The sequence below is a fragment of the Amycolatopsis solani genome (assembly GCF_033441515.1).
Classification (GTDB): Bacteria; Actinomycetota; Actinomycetes; order Mycobacteriales; family Pseudonocardiaceae; genus Amycolatopsis; species Amycolatopsis solani.
The window spans coordinates 1,728,928-1,746,482 of sequence record NZ_JAWQJT010000001.1 but is presented as its reverse complement, the minus strand read 5'-3'; the positions used below and the strand labels follow the sequence as shown (position 1 = coordinate 1,746,482).

Here is a 17,555-nt window from a genome sequence, read left to right as displayed (position 1 = left end):
TGGCCGGCCGGGAGAAAGACTCCCGGCCGGCCACCACCCTCAGAGGATTTCGGCGGACGTGCCGACGTCCGGCGGGCCCAGGTCGGGGTTCAGCGCCCCGGTGAGCTCCACCAGTTCCGGCTCCACCTCGTGCGGCTGGATGCGCCCGTCGCGGATGTCCTCCGCGTAGTGGCACGCCACCCGGTGCCCGCTGCCGATTTCGCGCAGCTGCGGGCGGTCGGTGTCGCACAGGCTCGCCTGCCGCCACGGGCAGCGCGTGTGGAAGCGGCAGCCCGTCGGCGGGTTGGCCGGCGAAGGCAGGTCACCGGCGAGCAGGATCTGCTCGCGGGTGTCCTCGACCTGCGGGTCCGGCACCGGGATGGCCGACAGCAGCGCCCGCGTGTACGGATGCAGCGGTTCCCGGTACAGCGAATCCGCGTCGGTCTCCTCGACCAGCGCGCCCAGGTACATCACGCCGATGCGGTCGGAGATGTGCCGCACCACCGCGAGGTCGTGCGCGATCACCAGGTACGTCAGCCCGAGCTGGTCCTGCAGGTCCTCCAGCAGGTTCACCACCTGGGCCTGCACCGACACGTCCAGCGCGGACACCGGCTCGTCGGCGACGATCAGGTCCGGCTCCACGGCCAGCGCCCGCGCGATGCCGATGCGCTGGCGCTGCCCGCCCGAGAACTCGTGCGGGTACTTCCGCAGCGCCGTCTCCGGCAGGCCGACCGCGGACAGCAGCTGACGCAACCGCTGCTGCGTCGCTTCCTTGTCCTTGTCCAGACCGTGCGCGTGCATGCCTTCCAGCAGGATGGATTCCACCGACTGGCGGGGGTCCAAACTGGACAGCGGGTCCTGGAAGATCATCTGCATCCGGCGCCGGGCCTTCCGCAGTTCCTCACCCTTGAGCGCCGCGACGTCGGTGCCGTCGAAGACGACCTGGCCGGCGGTCGGCTCGTTGAGCCGGAGGATCGCGCGGCCCAGCGTGGACTTGCCGCACCCGGATTCGCCCACCAGGCCGTAGGTTTCCCCGCGGCGGATGGCCAGGTCGACGCCGTCGACCGCGAACACGTGCCCGACCGTCCGGTCGATCACGATGCCGCGCTTGATCGGGAAGTGCACCTTGAGGTCGGTGACCTCGAGCAGCACGTCACCAGCAGGACGGGTCATCGGGCTCCTCCTCCCGTCGCGACCGGCGGCCGCACGGGGTTGTGACAGCGCAGCAGCCCGCCGCGGTCGGCGGCCAGCTGCGGCTGGACCTCGCGGCAGGCGGGCACCGCGTTGGGGCAGCGCGGCGCGAACGCGCAGCCGTGGTCCCACGGGATGTTGTCGGCCACCGAACCCCGGATGGGGATCAGCTTCTCGCCGCGGCCCGCGTCGAGGCGCGGGATCGAGGCGAGCAGGCCGTGCGTGTACGGGTGCCGCGGCTCGGCGAACAGCTGGTGCCGCTGCGCGCGCTCGACGATCTTGCCGCCGTAGAGCACGTTGACCTCGTCGCAGAGCCCGGCGACGACGCCGAGGTCGTGCGTGATCATGATCAGCGCGGTGCCGGTGTCCTGCACCAGTTCCCGCAGCAGCGCCAGGATCTGCGCCTGGATGGTGACGTCCAGCGCCGTGGTCGGCTCGTCGGCGATGAGCAGCCGCGGACGGCACGCCAGCGCGATCGCGATCAGCGCGCGCTGCCGCATCCCACCGGAAAGCTGGTGCGGGTACTCGGAAAGCCGCCGCGACGGGTCGGGGATGCCGACCTTGTCGAGCAGGTCGATCGCTTCGACGGACGCCGCCTTGCGCGACATCCCGCGGTGGCGCTCCAGCACCTCGGTGATCTGCAGCCCGATCGGGATGACCGGGTTCAGCGAGGACAGCGGGTCCTGGAAGACCATGCCGAGGTCGCGGCCGCGGCGGTCGCGCATGTCCTTGTCGGACAGCTTGAGCAGGTCGGTGCCTTCGAAGCGCACCGAGCCGGTGACCTTGTTGCCGCGGCGGGCGAGCAGCCGCATGATCGCCAGCGACGTCACGGACTTGCCGCAGCCGGACTCGCCGACCAGGCCGACCGTCTGGCCCGGCTCGACGTCGAAGCTGATGTTGTCCACCGCGGTGAACGGCCGCTCGCCACGGCGGACGAAATCGACCTTGAGGTCGCGGACTTCAAGGAGTGCCATGGGTTCTCACCGCCTGTTCTTCGGGTCGAGGGCTTCACGGAGGGACTCGCCGAGCAGCGTGAACCCGAGCGCGACCACGATGATCGCGATGGCCGGGTAGTACGCGAGTTCCGGGCGGATGTCGAGGAACTGGCGCGCGGCCTTGCCGAGCATCAGACCCCACTCCGCCCGCGACGGGTCCGGGTCGCCCAGACCGAGGAACGACAGCGCCGCGGCCTCGAGGATGGCGGTCGCCAGCGTCAGCGTCGCCTGCACGATGACCGGGCCGAGCGAGTTCGGCAGCATGTGCCGGAACACGATCGTCCCGCGCTTCACGCCCAGCGACGTCGCCGCCAGCACGTGGTCGGCGTCGCGCTGGGCCAGCATGGAACCGCGCAGCAGCCGCGCGAAGATCGGCACGCCGACCATCGACACGGCCAGGATGACCGTCCACTGGCTCGGCTTCGCGAACAGCGCCGCGATCGAGATGGCCAGCAGCAGCGACGGGAACGACAGCATGACGTCGACCAGTCGCATGAGGACGGTGTCGACCCAGCCGCCGAACGCGCCCGCGATCCCGCCGATGATGACGCCGAGCAGCACGCCGATCAGCGTGGCGAGCACGCCGACGATCAGCGTCTGCTGGGCACCGACGATCAGCCGGGACAGGAAGTCGCGGCCGAAGTCGTCGACGCCGAGCGGGTAGCCGGGCATCGAGCCGGGGATGATGCCCCGGCCGAGCTGCACCTGGTCCTGCATCGCGCGGTCGAGCGGGTCCTTGGGCGCGAGCAGCGGCGCGAAGATCGCCAGGAGGAAGAACAGGCCGGTGATGACCCCGCCGGTGATCGCGACCGGGCTGCGCAGCATGCGGCGGAACGCTTCGCCGCCGATGCTGTGCCCGCTCGCCGCGGCGAGCTTGTCGATCGGTTCCTTCTTCTTCTTGAGCAGAGTGTTCATCGCACACGCACCCTCGGGTCGATGATCCCGTACGAGATGTCGACCAGCATGTTCACCAGGACGTAGACCACGGCGCCGAACAGCAGCAGCGCCTGCAGGCGCGGGTAGTCACGCCGCTCGATGCCTTCGGCGAGCAGGAAGCCGAGGCCGCGGAAGTTGAACACCCGCTCGGTCAGCACCGCGCCGCCGAGCAGCGCGCCGGTCTGCAGGCCGATGGTGGTGACCACCGGGAGCAGGCCGTTGCGCAGCACGTGCCGCCGGCGGACCACCGGCTGCGTGAGGCCCTTCGAGTTGGCCGTGCGGATGAAGTCTTCGTTGAGCACCTCGAGCACGGACGCACGGGTGATCCGGGTGATCACCGCGAGCGGGATCGTCGCCAGCGCGAACGCCGGGAGGATCAGGTGCCGGATCGCGTCCCAGACGGCGTCCCACTCGCTCGTCATGATGCCGTCGAGGATGGCGAAGTTCGTGATGGCCGTGGCGTCGAGGCCGGTCGTCTGCCTGCCCTGCGACGGCAGGCCCAGCGGCGAGGCCAGCAGGTCCTGCATCATGTAGCCGAGGAAGAACACCGGCACCGCGACGCCGATCAGGCTCAGCAGGATGACACCGTTGTCAACCGGCCCGCCGCGGTAGCGCGCCGCCAGGTAACCGGCCGGGATGCCGACGATGACCGCGATGAGCATGGCCGTGAAGCCGAGCTCGATGGTCGCCGGCAGGAACGTGGTGATCTCGCCCATCACGGGCTGGGTCGAGACCAGGGAGTTGCCGAAGTCGCCGGTGAAGGCGCGGCCGAGGAACCCGAAGTACTGCAGGAAGATCGGCTGATCGAGCCCGAGTACGTGGTTGAGGTCGGCGATCTTCTCGGGCGTTGCCTTGTCACCCAGGAGCGCGGCCGCGGGGCCGCCGGGCAGGGAACGCAACCAGGCGAAGACCAGGATGGACAGGATGAGGAGCGTCGGGATCGCTTGTAGCAGCCGACGCACGAGAAAACGGAGCACGTGCAGTCCTTTGTCGCCAGCCCGGGATCAGGCGCAAGGGGTGGGCGCGGTAGCACCCACCCCTTGCCTTTGGCTGAAATCCTTCGTCAGCTCACGGTCACGGTGTTGAAACGCTCATCGGTGAGCGGGCTCGCCACCAGACCCTTGACCTTCGGGCCGACCACGATGGCCGGCGTCGGGTACGCGATCGGGACCGCCGGGAGGAAGTCCATGATCTTCTTGTTCACTTCCTGGTACGCCTTGGCGTGCGCGTCGCCGGCCGGCGAGGCGTCCGCGGCGGCGAGGGCCGAGAACAGCTCCGGGTTGTTGAAGCCGAACTCCTTCTTCTCGCGGCCGAAGAACGTGCCGACGAAGTTGCCGGCGTCGTTGTAGTCACCGGTCCAGCCGAGCAGGTGGAGGTCCTGCTTGCCGAACTTCTGGACGTCGTCCTTGTAGCCACCGTTCCACGGCTCGGCGTGGGCCTCGATGTTGACGCCGATCTTCTTCAGGTCCTCGGAGATCGCCGTGAACGTGTCCGCCGGGTTCGGCATGTACGGGCGGCTGACCTCGGTCGGGTAGTAGAACTTCAGCGTCATGCCCTCGGCACCGGCCGCCTTCAGCAGGTCCTTGGCCTTCTGCTGGTCGTACGGGTACTTGGTGACGTCGTCGGTGTAGCCCGAGATGACCTTCGGGACGAACTCGGTCGCGACCTCGGAACCCTCGGCCAGCTTCGACTTCACGAACTGCTCGCGGTTGATGCCGTAGGCCAGCGCCTGGCGGACCCGCGGGTCCTTCAGCTTCGCCGCGTTCGGACCGGACTGGTTGATGCCCAGGTACAGCACGTTGAACGACGGGCGGATGAGGACCTGCTCGCCGTCGTTGCGCAGCAGGCCGTAGTCCGCCGGGTTCGGGTAGTCGTAGCCGTTGATGTCGCCGGCCTTCAGCGCCTGCTTGCGGGCGTTCTCGTCCGGGATGACCTTGAAGATCAGCTTGTCGAGCTTCGCCGGGGACGGGCTGCTGTCGTTGCGCGACAGGGTGATCTCACCCTTGGCCTGGTCCCAGCTGTCGAACTTGAACGGGCCGGTGCCGACCGGGTGCTTGTTCGCGTACTCGCTGTAGGTGAACGAGTCGCCGCTCTGGGTGACCGTGTCGCCGTTGTACTGCTTGATCGCCGTCGGGCTCTGGATCGCGAACGACGGGAGGGTGAACGCCGCCGGGAACGCGCCCTTGGCCTTGTTCAGGTTCAGGACCGCGGTCGCCGGGTCCTTCGCCTCGCAGCTCTTGTAGACCGGGTCGCCCGCCGCGTCGCCCTCGTTCTTGGCGAAGCCCTCGAAGACGTCGCCGTAGTAGATCATCTGGCTCTGGGCGGCGGCGCCCTTCATGTTGTACCAGCGGTCGAAGTTGGCGCAGACCGCCGTCGCGTCCATCGCGGTGCCGTCGGAGAACTTGACGCCCGACTTCAGGGTGAACGTCCAGGTCTTGCCCTCGTTGCTCGACTCCCACTTCTCGGCGAGCGAGGGTTCGAGGTCAGCGGTGCCCGGCTTGTTCTGGATCAGCGTGTCGAAGATCTGCCGCGTGATGCGGAAGGTCTCGCCCTCGTCGTTGAACGCGGGGTCGAACAGCTTCGGGTTGCCGGCCGCACCGAAGATCATCGTGCCCCCGGTCCCACCTCCGGCGCCCTCTTCACGCTTGGATTCCGCACAGGCGGACAGCGAAACCGCGAGCGCGCCGGCGAGCCCGATCAGGGCCACGCGGCGTGTTCGGGTCAGCCGCAATTGCTGCATCTGGCACCCCTTGGGAGATGTTTCGGGTTCAAAGTCACCGTCCGGTCGGTCAGGAACTCGACGGACGATCGGTGTGCTCGCCGACACTAGCGGGAACTCGGCCCGCACTTAAGCACGTGAGGTTACGATCGCGCTACGTGGACGTCGTTTTGACCGCAATGTGTCCGTAAATCGCGACAGAATGTGACCGTTTGCGCGTTACGGATGCACCCGGTACCCGATCACTAACTCAGATGGCGGTACCCACGTTAGGCCGGTCGTGTTCGGGTCCTGGATCGATCCGGATCGTTCGGGCACTGTCAGTGACCGGCTCGTACCCTACGAAAGTCGGGTTCCGGCCGCCGCGGGGGTGCCGTCGACGGCGAACCAGCCGCGCTCGAACCGTTGCCAGCGCCCCAATTCGGCCCGTGCGGCCACACCGTCCCGGAGGACGGTTCGGTCCAGCCGCGCGCTTTCCGAGCCGCCGGAGAGCCAGCAGAGGTGCGAAAGCAGGGTTCTTGCCGAAGCCCGGCCGCTCGAGACGCCTTCCAGCACCAGCACGTGCGGCACGACCACCCGGACGAGCTCACCCGGGCGGGGAACCCCGGTGGACCAGTCCATGCGCCGGTAAGCGCCCGCAACGCCTTCGGACAGCGGACGAAGGACGCCGTCGACCAGCCGCGGCCACCACGAGACCGGGTCGTCCCACGTGGCGAAGGCGTCGGTGCTCACCAGCTCGGTGCGGTACCCGCGGGCACGCAGTCCCTCGACGACCAGCGCGGCCAGAGTGGACTTCCCGGCCCCCGACGGCCCGTCGATGGCGAGCACGCGCACCCCGCCCAGCCGGGCGGGCGCGGCGAGCAGGGCTTCGATCAGGGCGTCACTTGCTGACGCGCTCGACCTCCGGAAGCCCTTTGACGTCGTCGGGCGCCGACACGCGGGTCTCGAGCCCGGCGATCCGCTGCTCCAGCTCGCGCCGGGTGTCCTCGAGCTCGCAGCGCAGCAGCGCGATCTCCTCGACCGACGTGCGCACCTCTTCCTCCAGGTGCCCGACCTCGGTGGACAGGTGCAGCGACACGAGCGCCAGCACGACACCCGCGAGGAGGAAGACGAAGTTCGACGGGGTTTCCACCCCGGTCAGCTTGGCCAGGAAATCCGCGGCCGACGGGACCACGGCCAAGACGACGACGCCGATGGAGACGACCAGCCACACGCCCGCGTACTTCTCGCGCAGCTTGCGCCGCCGCATCATCTCGATGACGACGAAGAGCACCAGGCATGCGATGACGATGCTGAGGATGCGCCAACCGACCATCTTCGGTAGCTCCTTAAGCCGAGTCTGAGGAGTCGACCGCGGGGCGGCGGCGGACGAGCGCGAGCAGCAGCGCGAGGCCGGCCCGGCCCAGGTAGACGGCCGACTTGACGGGCGAGTGGCTGGGCGTGCCGCCCGCGCGCTCGCGCATGATGACCGGGATCTCCTTGATGGTCAGCTTGGCCCGGATGGCCATGACCAGCGATTCCACCGTGTCGCCCAGGTACTCCGCCGGGTAGTAGCCGGCGAACAGCCGGATCGCCCGCGGGCCCATCGCCTTGAACCCCGACGTGACGTCGGTGAGCTTGGTCTTCGCCAGGCGAGAGAACACCAGCGACAGCACCACCATCGCGTACTTGCGCGGCCCGCTGGCCTTGTAGGCGCCCTTGCCGGCGAACCGGGAGCCGATCACGATGTCCGCGTCGTCCAGGCCGCGCAGCAGCGCGTCCAGCTCGTCCGGGTCGTGCTGGCCGTCCGCGTCCACCTGCACGACGACGTCGTAGCCGCGGGCGGCGGCGTACCGGAAGCCGGTGCGCATCGCGCCGCCGACCCCGAGGTTCACCGAAAGCCGGGCCACCTCGGCACCGGCCGCGCGGGCCAGCTGGGCGGTGTCGTCCACCGAGCCGTCGTCGACGACCAGCAGATCGCCGTCCGGCAAGGCGCGCTTGACCTGCGCGATGACCGTCGCGACGCTCGCCGATTCGTTGAGCGCGGGCATCACGATCAGTACCCGGCGGGTGGTCACGGAGGTGGTGGACACGCGATCACTTTAGCCTTTCACTGCCCGTTACCGGCCGCGGACCCAGGCGCCGCTCCGGCCGTGACGACACCCTGCTGGCCCTCGATCTCGTAGATCTTCGCGCCCGCGTTGCGGTAGACCAGCTTGAACCCGGGGCTCGTGTCGAGGTGCTGGAGACCGACGTCGTTCTGCGTCGTCGGCGTCACCTTGCCCGCCCCGACGAACGCGTAGCGGACCTTCAGGTCGGTGAGCAGCTCGCGCACCTTCGGGTACTTCTCGACGTCGTTGGCGAACACGCTCAGGTAGCCCGCGTCGGTGTCGAACTCGGCGCCGTAGAAGTTCCACTGCGTCGGCATCACGCCGGCCAGCGCGTACATCCAGACCGAGCCGTCGGCCTTGTCGTTCAGCACGCGCTCGCCCGGCGCGGTGTGCTGCGCGAGCCAGGTGAACGCGGCCTCTTCGTCCTTGCTGACCGTCGGGCCGCCGCTGTAGTTCAGCTGCAGGCGGGCGGCGTTGCGGCCGATGTAGCCGCCGCGGCTCAGCCCGCCGACGACCAGCGCGAGGACCACGACGCCGACCAGCGTGAGCGTCGCGGGCTTGAGGTTCGGCAGGCGCGGGGCGACCTTCTCGGCGAACCAGCCGGACGCCGTGTGCACGAACTCGCCGAACGCGACGCAGCCGGCCAGCGGCACCAGGGCCGCGACCCGCCAGTTGTCGTTGTAGAACGGGCTGCTCAGCGTGTGGATCAGGTCGGTCTCGAGTGAGACGGTCGCGGCGAAGAGCGCGCCCAGCACGACGTACGCGCCGACCATCCACAGCATCCGGCGGTGCTTCACCAGCAGGAAGACACCGATGATCGCCGGGATGCCGATCCACCACTGCGGGAACGCGGCCATCGGGGAGAACGTGATCGTCTCGCCGACCGCGCCGGTCACGGTCGCTTCGGACGCCCAGTACGCGCTGGTCACGCCGCCCGCGTTGTACAGCGACGGGAGCACCACCGGGATGCCGAGCGCGGCGGCCAGCACCACGGTCGCGAGCAGCGACGGCAGCGAGCGGCGCCAGGTGATCGGTTCGAAGCGGAACACCACCGCGGCGAGGATCAGCAGGAAGTAGACGATGACGACGAACACGACGCTGGTGTGCAGGCCGGCGAGCCCGGCGACGCCGACGCCGATGGCGACCGGGCCGGCGATCGCGCGGGGCTCCAGCAGGTGCCGGGCGACCGCGAGCATGGCCGGGATCAGGGCGACGCCGGCGACGAACGGCCACAGCGGGCCGCGCCACAGCGAGTCGTACGGGAACACCGTGAAGCAGGCCGACACCGCCGCGGCCGCGGCCACCCCGATCGGCGGCATCCGCCAGGCGTGGCACATCGCGGCGACGCCGAGCGGCACGGTCAGCACGACCGCGAGCGCCGCCAGGTTCAGCGTCGGCATGATCGTCAGGCCGCCCTTGCCGAAGACCAGTGCGAGCAGCGCGTGGTAGGTGTCCGGGTAGAAGTAGTGCGTCTCGTCCGGCAGGTTCGCGATGGTGCCGACGGTCGAGGGCCGGGCGTCGCCGTGCTCGGCGATCCAGCGGACCAGGTTGGCGTGGAACGGCGCGTCCCAGCCCTGCTGGACGTTGCCGACGTTGCGGATGCCCCGCAGGAACGTGACGGTGCCGATGCCGAGGCCGGCGAGGACGCCGAGGCCGATCAGGACGTGGTCGCGGACGCTGCGCTCGGGCCGCTCCGGCTCTTCCCAGTCCGGGTGGCGGCGGCGCGTGTAGCGCGTCACGGCGAAGGCCAGCGCGAACCCGGCGGCCGACAGCACGAGCGTCCAGAGCGCGACGTTGAGCATCGACCAGCGGATGCCGAAGCGGCCGAGCACCGGGATGCCGATGGCGACGAGACCGAAGGTGAGCATCGGCGCGGCGGCGGCCAGCGTCCAGCCGCGCAACCGGATCGCGGCACCGAACACCAGACCCGGCAACCAGAACGCGAGCAAAACGAGTAGCACGTTCATCGAATTCGCAGTCCAAACCTTACCGGCGTTTCACGCCGTTTCCCGTCCCCACCGGCGGGTTCGCATCGCACCTTACTGGGCCGCTACGAAGACGTTTCACCGGCGCCCGGGGTTGTCCCCGAAACCGTTTCCGGTGCTTTCCGGAGGACGAACGCGAGCACCACGGCCAGGCCCAGCGCCGGCGCCGCGGCCAGTGCGACGACCGCGCGGAACACGGTGTCACCGGGCAGCAGCACCAGCAGCAGGGACGCCGTGCCGGTGACCACGGCCCAGGTGACCAGCACGAGCCGGGCCTGGGTGCGGGCCACGAGCACGGCCGTGAGCAGCTGCATCGGCACCAGCAGCACCGACGACCAGACGAGCCCGGCGACCGACCAGCCGTCGATGTCGTACTTCGGGCCGCTGACGAACCGCACCGCCCACGGCCCGAGCCACAGCCCGACCAGCGCGCCGAGCGCGGCCAGCACCAGCGACGCGGCGGCGCCGAGTGCCAGCACGCGGCGGAGCTTGTGGCGGCCTTCCTCGGTGACCGAGAGCCGGACGACGAACGGCACGGCCAGCGACTGCACCGGCCCGATCAGGGTCAGCGGCAGCCGCGCGATGACCAGCGCGGCGAACAGCGCGCCGACGCGGTCGCGGTCGCCGCCCGGGGCCAGCAGGCCGACGAGCGCCGGGTAGCCGGTGATGACCGCGGCCGTCAGCGCGGCCCCGACCAGCAGCATGCCCATCCGGCGGGAGGTCACGCCCCAGCCGTCGCCCTCGACGTGGACGTCGAGCAGCTGCCGGGCCGGGCGGGCGAACAGCAGCCAGGCGAACGACCCCGCGGCGACCGCGATGGCCAGCGAGACGACGTTGTAGGCGACCGAGACGACCAGCACGCCCAATATCAGCGCCCGCACCGCCGGTTCGGCCACCACGAGCAGCGAGAAGGCCTTCACCTTGTGCTGCCCGATGAGCAGCCCGCGCGTGCCGAACTGGCACGCGAAGGCGACGCCGCCGCACAGCACGATCAGGGCCAGCGACCAGTCGCCGTCGAAGAGCTTTTCGTTGACCGGCGGGATCAGCAGGGCGAGCGAAAAGGCCGCCGCGACCAGCATGCCGACGGCGACCGCGCGCAACGCCGGACGGCCCGCCTTGCCCCCGGTCAACGCGGCCACCGCGGACTGGCGGGAAAGCTCCTGCTCCAGCGGCGAGAGCGTGCTGCCGAGGCCCATCACCAGGCCCCAGAAGGTGACGAAGACGGCGTAGTCCTGCGGGGACAGCAGCCGCTGGCAGGCGACGGTGAGGACGTAGCCGAGGCCGATCGACACGATCAGCGAGCCGCCGAGGCTGCCCGCCGTGGCGCGTCCGCTGCGGGCGGGGGCCGGGGTGTCCACCTCGGCGCTCATCGGCGCCGGAGCTTGGTCCGCACGACCATGGCCAGTCCGCGCAGGACACCGGCGCCGAAGCCGCCGGCGAACACCGGCAGCAGCTTGGTGACCGCGCGCGCCTCGGGACCGGTCGCGCCGCACTTCTTGACGACCTCGCCGGCCGCGACCGCGCCGAGCACCCCGGCGGCCAGCGTCGTCTTCGGCTTCTTCGCCGCGAAGGCCAGGCCCAGGACGCCGGCCGCGAGCGCGCCGAACAGGGCGTTGCGGGCCGGACCGGGCGAAGCGATGTAGGAGTCCACGTAGGTCGTGCCGCGGAAGTAGGCCTGCTGCGTGAACTTCTTGAACGAGTCGCGCCCGTTGTAGGTCGCGGACAGCTCGGGGGCCAGCCAGATCTGCTCCCGCTCGGCGATCCACCGCAGCATGCGGGTGTCGTCGCTGGCGAAGCGGATGTCGTCGAACAGCGACGCGAACGCCGTCACCGAGCCCTCGAGGAGACCGCGTCGGGCGCAGAAGAACGTCGTGCCCTTGGGGTAGACGTCGAACTCCTCGATGCCGTAGGACATCAGCCGCGGGTTCGCGCAGTACTTGCGCCACGGCACCTTCACCAGCCCGGCCATGAAACCGGCGTACGGGTTGTGCTCGGAAGCGACGTTGATGTGGCCGTTCCAGACCGCGCGCTCGGGGTGGTCCACGAGCTGGTCGCGCAGGAACGTCAGGGTGTGCTCGTCGACGATGACGCGGCTGTCGAGCAGCGCGATCCACTCGCCGGACGACTTGGCGATGCCCGCGCTCCTGGCCTCGAACCGGCCCGCGTTGGCCTGGCTGAGCACCGTGATGCCGTGGCGTTCGCGCAGGTCGTCGAGCCGGGACGGGGTGGCGTCGGTGCTGCCGTCGTCGACCACGACGACCTCGATCGGCCAGTTCGCCGCCGACGCCGAAGCGAGCAGCGCGCCGACACTGCGTTCGATCCAGTCCTGCTCGTTGTAGACCGGGATCACGACGCTGAGCGAGGGGAGGAGCGGGTTCGCACTCACCGTGCCGAGGCTACCCGGCGGCCCCCGCGGCGGGTCGGCCAGTATCCTTGCGCCACCGCACCCGACCGGAAATGGGCTCCTCTGGTGATTTCCTTCATTCTCGGCACCACCGCGGAACTGATCAAGATCGCGCCCGTCTACCACGGGATCCGCGAGCGCGGGATGCGGCCGAAGATCTGGTTCACCGCCCAGCACGTCGACGAGGTCGCGGACGTCCTCGCGGACCTGAACATGCCGGAGCCCGACGTCTGGCTGGTGCCGGAGGACAAGGCCCACAACCTCGAGTCGCCGGCGCAGGTCCCCGGCTGGGCCGCGCAGGTGCTGCGCACCGCGTGGGGCCGCCGCCACGAACTGCGCGCCGCGCTGAACGAGGACGGCCGCCCGCCGCTGGTGCTGGTGCACGGCGACACGTTCACCACGCCGTACGGCTCGCTGATCGGGAAGCGGATCCTCAAGTCCCGCGTCGGGCACGTCGAGGCGGGCGCGCGGTCGGGCAGCATCCTGTCGCCGCTGCCCGAGGAGCTCAACCGCAAGATCGCGGCGAAGATCGTCGACATCCACTTCGCGCCGAGCATCCGCGAGGTCAACAACCTCCGCCACGCCCGCGGCGTCGTCGTCGACACCGAGGCCAACACGGCGATCGACGCGATGCGGCTGGCCATCAACGGGCCGCTGGACGTGCCGAACCTGCCGGAGAAGTTCGGCCTGGCGACGCTGCACCGCTTCGAGCTGGTTTCGCGTCCGGACAAGTACCGCGAGGCGCTGGAAATCCTGCGCGAGCAGAGCCGCAAGATGCCGATCCTCTACATGGCCGGCGCGCCGGAGCGCGAGAAGATCCGCGCGCTGGGCATCGGGAACATCTTCGACGACCAGTTCATCGTCCAGCCGAAGATGCGCTACCTGAAGTTCCTGCCGCTGGTCGCGCGCGCCGAGTACGTCGTCACCGACTCGGGCGGCCTGTCGGCGGAGTGCTACTACCTCGGCCTCCCCTGCGCGGTGCACCGCGAGCGCACGGAGACCCCGCAGCACCTCGGCGAGACGGTGGTGCTGACCGAAATGCGCGGCGACAAGCTGCAGAACTTCCTCGACACGTACCAGAACCGCCGCGGCGAGTCCTGGATGGACAAGTACCACCCGTCCGAAATCGTCGTGGACACCCTGGCTCAGCTCGGCTACTGCTGACCGAAACGACGGTTTCCGCCGTTCGAGTGTTTTCCCCGCCGCACGTGATCAAGCGTGACTAGGGTCCCAAGCGAGGTCACCTGAAAGTGTGATCTCACGGGACTGGGGGGATCTCGATGCGGTTTCAGCTGCTGGGGACGGTGACCGCGCGGCGAAACGGGACCGATGTCCCGCTGGGCGGGCCGAAACCCCGCACGTTGCTCGCGGCGCTTCTGCTGGCGGAAGGCCGGGTGCTCCACGCCGACCGGCTGATCTCGATCATCTGGGACGAGACGCCGCCGGACAGCGCGCCGGCGTTGCTGCACACCTACGTCTCGACGTTGCGCCGCGCGTTCCAGGACGGCGCGATCCGCACCGAGCAGGGCGGCTACCGGATCGAGCTGAGCGGCTGCACCGTCGACCTGCTGGACTTCGCCGGCCTGGCGGCCGAAGGCGATTCGGCCGCCGCGGCGGGTGACCACGAAACCGCCGAGCGGCGCTACGAACAGGCGCTCGACCAGTGGCAGGGCCCGGCCCTCGGCGGCCTCAAGTCCCGGTTCGCCGAGACGGAGGCCGCGCGGCTGGCGGACCTGCGGCTGGACGTGCTGGAGAAGCGCATCGACTGCGCGTTCGCGCTGGACCGCGGCGCGGGGCTGGTCAACGAGCTGACCGCGCTGGTCGCGGAGCACCCCCTCCGCGAGCGCCTGCGCGGCCAGCTGATGACCGCGTTGTGGACGACCGGGCGGCAGGCCGACGCCCTGCGCTGCTACCAAGCCGGGCGGAATCTGCTCGTCGAGGAGCTCGGCGTCGAACCAGGGCCGGAACTGCGGGCACTGCACCAGCGGATCCTGCGCGGTGACGCCGTGCCGCCCGAGCCCGGCGCACCGGCGGCACCGGCGGCACCGAAGTCCGAGCCGGAACCGGCGCCCGAACCGCCCGGCGGCCCGTGCCTGCTGCCACCGGACATCACCGACTTCACCGGCCGGAGCACCGAAGCGGCGACGCTCACCAAGCCGGCCGCCCGCCGGGTGGCGATCTCCGGGAAACCCGGCTCCGGCAAGAGTTCGCTGGCCGTGCACGTGAGCCACCTGCTGCGACCCCGGTTCCCCGACGGCCAGCTGTACGTGGCCCTGCGCGGTGCGCAGCAGTCGCCGGTGGACCCGGTCGAAGTGCTCGGCCGGTTCCTGCGCGCCCTCGGCGTCGCCGACACGGAACTCCCGGTGGGCCTCGACGAGCGCGTCGAGCTGTACCGGGCCCTTTCGGCGTCGAAGCGGCTGCTCGTCGTGCTCGACGACGCCGCGGACGAACGCCAGGTGCGGCCGCTGCTGCCCACCGGGGACGGCTGCCTGTGCGTGCTCACCAGCCGGGTGCGACTGGCCGCGCTGGACTCCACCGAGCACATCGACCTGCGGGTCCTCGACGACGAGACCGGTCTCGCCCTGCTCACCCAGATCGTCGGCGACACCCGGATCGCCGCCGAACCCGACGCGGCCCGTGCCCTCGTGCACCTCTGCGGCAACCTGCCGCTGGCCGTGCGCATCATCGGCGCCCGCCTGGCCGCGCGGCCGGACTGGCGGCCGTCCCGGCTGGTGCCGCGGCTGCGCGAACAGCGGAAGTCCCTGAACGAGCTGGCGATCGGAGACCTCGAAGTCCGCGGCAGCCTGGCCCTCTCCTACCGCGGGCTCGAAGACCTGGAACGGTCCGCGCTGCGCCGGCTCGGCTGGCTGGGCGTGCCCGACTTCGGCGCCTGGCTGGTGAGCGTGCTGCTGTCGGTGCCGCAGGACGACGCCGAGGACATCGTCGAGGGACTGGTCCGCGCCCAGCTGCTCGACGTGGTCAGCACCGACGGATCGGCCGTCACCCGGTACCGCCTGCACGACCTCATCCGCGTGTTCGGCTGGGAGCGCGCGGAAGCGGAGGAAGACGCCGAGCAGCTGCGGCTCGCGGTCCGGCAGGCCACCGACGAGTGGTACCGGCTGGTCGAGTGGGCGTCGGGCGGCACCCCGGTGCGCGCGCTGCGGCCGGCCGCGGCGACGGCCCCCGAGCTGGTCCGCACGGACACCCTCGGCGAGCCCCTCGCCTGGTTCGACGCCGAGCAGGCGGCGCTGGTGCACATCGTCGAACGCGCCAGCGAACTCGGGCTGGCCGACACGGCGGTGCGGCTGGCGACCGCGTTGTGCTCCTCGTCCTTCGCCGTGGAGAACCACTTCCACCACTGGTGGCGGACCCACACGGCCGCGCTCGAAGCGGCCCGGCGGGCGGGTGACCTCTCCGGCCAGGGCCTGCTGCTGTCCGGCCTCGGCTGGCTGCGGAGCGAGCAGGACCGGCTCGACGAGGCCTCCGACTACTACGCGCAGGCCCTCCAGGCGTACACCGAGGTCGACGACGGCCACGGCAAGGCGGTCACGAGGCTGATGCTGAGCAGCGTCCGGCGCGAGCAAGCCCGGCTGCCCGAAGCGCTGGAGCTGCTCGGGCAAGCGCTCCCGGTGCTGAGCGAACTCGGCGACCCCCGTGCGGAGGCGCGGGGGTACCACGGCCGCGGCATGGTCCTGACCGAGCTCGGCCGGCTGCCCGAAGCGCTCACCGAGCTGGAGCACGCCCTCGCCAGGTACCGGGCGCTGCCGGACGACCACGGCGTCGCGCTCGTCCTGCGCTCCACCGGCATCGTGCACCGCGCGGCCGGGCGGCTCGCCGAGGCCGAACGGGCCTGCGCGCGGGGCTTGGACCTGCTGCGGGGAGTCGGCGACCGGCTGATGATCGCCTACGCCACCCAGGCCCTCGTGAAAGTCCACCTCAGGCAGGGGCGCCGGGACACCGCCGAGCTGCACGCGGAGCTCGAAGACGCGCTGGCGACCTGCCGCGAGATGCAAGACGGCTTCGGCCAGGCGCTGATGCTCCGGACGCTGGGCGAACTCGACCTCGTCCGCGGCGAGCCGGAGTCCGCCCGACGCCACCTCGAGCTGGCCCTCACCTGGTGCGACGCGCTTTCCCTCCCGCTGTGGCGCGCCCGCAACCTGCGTGACCTCGCGGCGGCCCAGCTGGCACTGGGCAGACGGCCGGAATCCGACGCCACCCACGCCGAGGCGCAGGCCCTGTTCGCCCGGTACGGCGCCCGGGAAGCCGGCGAACCGCGGCTGCCCGTGAAGGCCGCTTCCGGGAAAGCGGTCTTCACGGAACACCACTAGCAGCCGTTGAAGTCGCCCGGCGGCACCCAGGGGATGCCCGGCCAGAAGATCCTTCCTTCCGGCCGGTACTGCTTGCCCATCACGTTGTCCCACGACCAGGGGCTGATCTGGTAGTCGAACGGCTTGTAGGCGTTCCAGATCTGCTGCTTGCGGTCCCGCCAGTACCCGCCGACGTTGTCCGGGTAGTCGGTGATGACGTAGCCCTGGTACTCGTCACGGCGGATCCAGGTGTTGCCGGCGCCGTCGACGTCCGCGTCGGCCGCGAGGATCGCGCCCGCCACGTGGTCGACGTTGTCGGCGACGCCGTCGGCGCGCTTTTCCCGGTGCCCGAGGGTGCTCTGCGTGCGCAGGTAGTCGGGCTGGACGTAGTCGATGATCGACCGCAGCATGTCGACGAACGAGTCCTTCGTGTACGCGGGCCGGTCGTCGATCGGCTCGGCGACGTAGGAGTCGTCGTGCAGCATCCGGTACAGGTCACCGCAGTTGTCCTCGGGCCCGGCGGCCGCGTGGATGTAGGTGAACACGAGGTGGACGTTCGTGCCGTCGAGGTGGTCGACGGCGACCGGGTGCCCGCCGAACCACATTTCCTCGTACGTCCAGGAGTTCGGCACCCCGGCCGTCTCGGCGTAGGCGGCGTGCTCGCCCTGCACCCGGTGGTCGGCGTAGTCGATGCCGCACGGGTTGTGGCTCGCACACGGGATTTCCCCCGCGGTCAGGTAGGTGACCCACACGTTGTACCCGGCCTCGACGTCGGAGGCGATGTCCGGGTTCATGAACAGCAGGTCGTCGTCCTGGTGCGCGGAGAAGCTGAGCGTCGTGGTGGTGTCCGCGGCGGCGGGGCTGTGCACCGCGGCGACGGTCGCCGCGGCCAGCACCAGCGCGGCGAGCGGCCGCGCGATCTTCGTGCGCATGACGTGCTTCCTTTCCT

General features: G+C 70.4%; 14 protein-coding genes. 2 read left to right on the top strand and 12 right to left on the bottom strand.

Going from position 1 to position 17,555, the window contains the following annotated elements; translation table 11 throughout:
• Positions 1-39 precede the first annotated feature (39 nt).
• The 11 genes from SD460_RS08785 to SD460_RS08735 all read right to left on the bottom strand — a co-directional run bounded on the left by SD460_RS08785 (position 40) and on the right by SD460_RS08735 (position 12,281).
• Positions 40-1,152 (bottom strand): ABC transporter ATP-binding protein, encoded by a 1,113-nt coding sequence (locus SD460_RS08785; protein ID WP_290055755.1) that lies wholly within the window; start codon positions 1,150-1,152, stop codon positions 40-42.
• A complete protein-coding gene (locus SD460_RS08780) occupies positions 1,149-2,144 on the bottom strand; it encodes an ABC transporter ATP-binding protein (RefSeq protein ID WP_290055753.1) in 996 nt (331 codons plus the stop codon). The genes SD460_RS08785 and SD460_RS08780 overlap by 4 nt, the downstream gene beginning before the upstream one ends.
• Positions 2,145-2,150: 6 nt before the next feature.
• Entirely contained in the window at positions 2,151-3,080 is a 930-nt protein-coding gene (locus SD460_RS08775; protein WP_290055752.1) for an ABC transporter permease, read from the bottom strand.
• Complete coding sequence (locus SD460_RS08770; protein WP_290055751.1) at positions 3,077-4,078, bottom strand: ABC transporter permease; 1,002 nt, start codon at positions 4,076-4,078, stop codon at positions 3,077-3,079. The genes SD460_RS08775 and SD460_RS08770 overlap by 4 nt, the downstream gene beginning before the upstream one ends.
• 86 nt (positions 4,079-4,164) lie before the next feature.
• On the bottom strand, positions 4,165-5,841 hold the full coding sequence (locus tag SD460_RS08765; protein WP_290055750.1) for an ABC transporter substrate-binding protein: 1,677 nt from the start codon (positions 5,839-5,841) through the stop codon (positions 4,165-4,167).
• Positions 5,842-6,159: 318 nt separating this feature from the next.
• Positions 6,160-6,648 carry a nucleoside/nucleotide kinase family protein gene (locus tag SD460_RS08760; protein WP_290055784.1) on the bottom strand — a complete coding sequence of 163 codons (489 nt, stop codon included), beginning with the start codon at positions 6,646-6,648 and terminating at the stop codon, positions 6,160-6,162.
• Positions 6,649-6,700: 52 nt separating this feature from the next.
• Positions 6,701-7,135 (bottom strand): DUF2304 domain-containing protein, encoded by a 435-nt coding sequence (locus tag SD460_RS08755; protein ID WP_290055749.1) that lies wholly within the window; start codon positions 7,133-7,135, stop codon positions 6,701-6,703.
• Positions 7,136-7,148: 13 nt separating this feature from the next.
• Complete coding sequence (locus SD460_RS08750; RefSeq protein ID WP_438860602.1) at positions 7,149-7,850, bottom strand: glycosyltransferase family 2 protein; 702 nt, start codon at positions 7,848-7,850, stop codon at positions 7,149-7,151.
• A gap of 59 nt (positions 7,851-7,909) precedes the next feature.
• Positions 7,910-9,877, bottom strand: coding sequence for a DUF6541 family protein (locus SD460_RS08745; RefSeq protein WP_290055747.1), 1,968 nt, complete (start codon positions 9,875-9,877; stop codon positions 7,910-7,912).
• A gap of 83 nt (positions 9,878-9,960) precedes the next feature.
• On the bottom strand, positions 9,961-11,265 hold the full coding sequence (locus SD460_RS08740) for a lipopolysaccharide biosynthesis protein (RefSeq protein ID WP_290055745.1): 1,305 nt from the start codon (positions 11,263-11,265) through the stop codon (positions 9,961-9,963).
• Positions 11,262-12,281, bottom strand: coding sequence for a glycosyltransferase family 2 protein (locus SD460_RS08735; RefSeq protein ID WP_318306048.1), 1,020 nt, complete (start codon positions 12,279-12,281; stop codon positions 11,262-11,264). Before SD460_RS08735 ends, SD460_RS08740 begins: the two co-directional genes overlap by 4 nt.
• An 84-nt stretch (positions 12,282-12,365) precedes the next feature.
• On the opposite strand from SD460_RS08735, the gene SD460_RS08730 reads away from it, so the two are divergent.
• Entirely contained in the window at positions 12,366-13,463 is a 1,098-nt protein-coding gene (locus SD460_RS08730; RefSeq protein ID WP_290055743.1) for a UDP-N-acetylglucosamine 2-epimerase, read from the top strand.
• Between the two features lie 116 nt (positions 13,464-13,579).
• Positions 13,580-16,627 carry an AfsR/SARP family transcriptional regulator gene (locus tag SD460_RS08725; RefSeq protein WP_318306047.1) on the top strand — a complete coding sequence of 1,016 codons (3,048 nt, stop codon included), beginning with the start codon at positions 13,580-13,582 and terminating at the stop codon, positions 16,625-16,627.
• Here SD460_RS08725 and SD460_RS08720 read toward each other — a convergent pair.
• Entirely contained in the window at positions 16,624-17,538 is a 915-nt protein-coding gene (locus tag SD460_RS08720) for a PIG-L family deacetylase (RefSeq protein WP_290055740.1), read from the bottom strand. The genes SD460_RS08725 and SD460_RS08720 overlap by 4 nt on opposite strands.
• Positions 17,539-17,555: the final 17 nt, after the last annotated feature.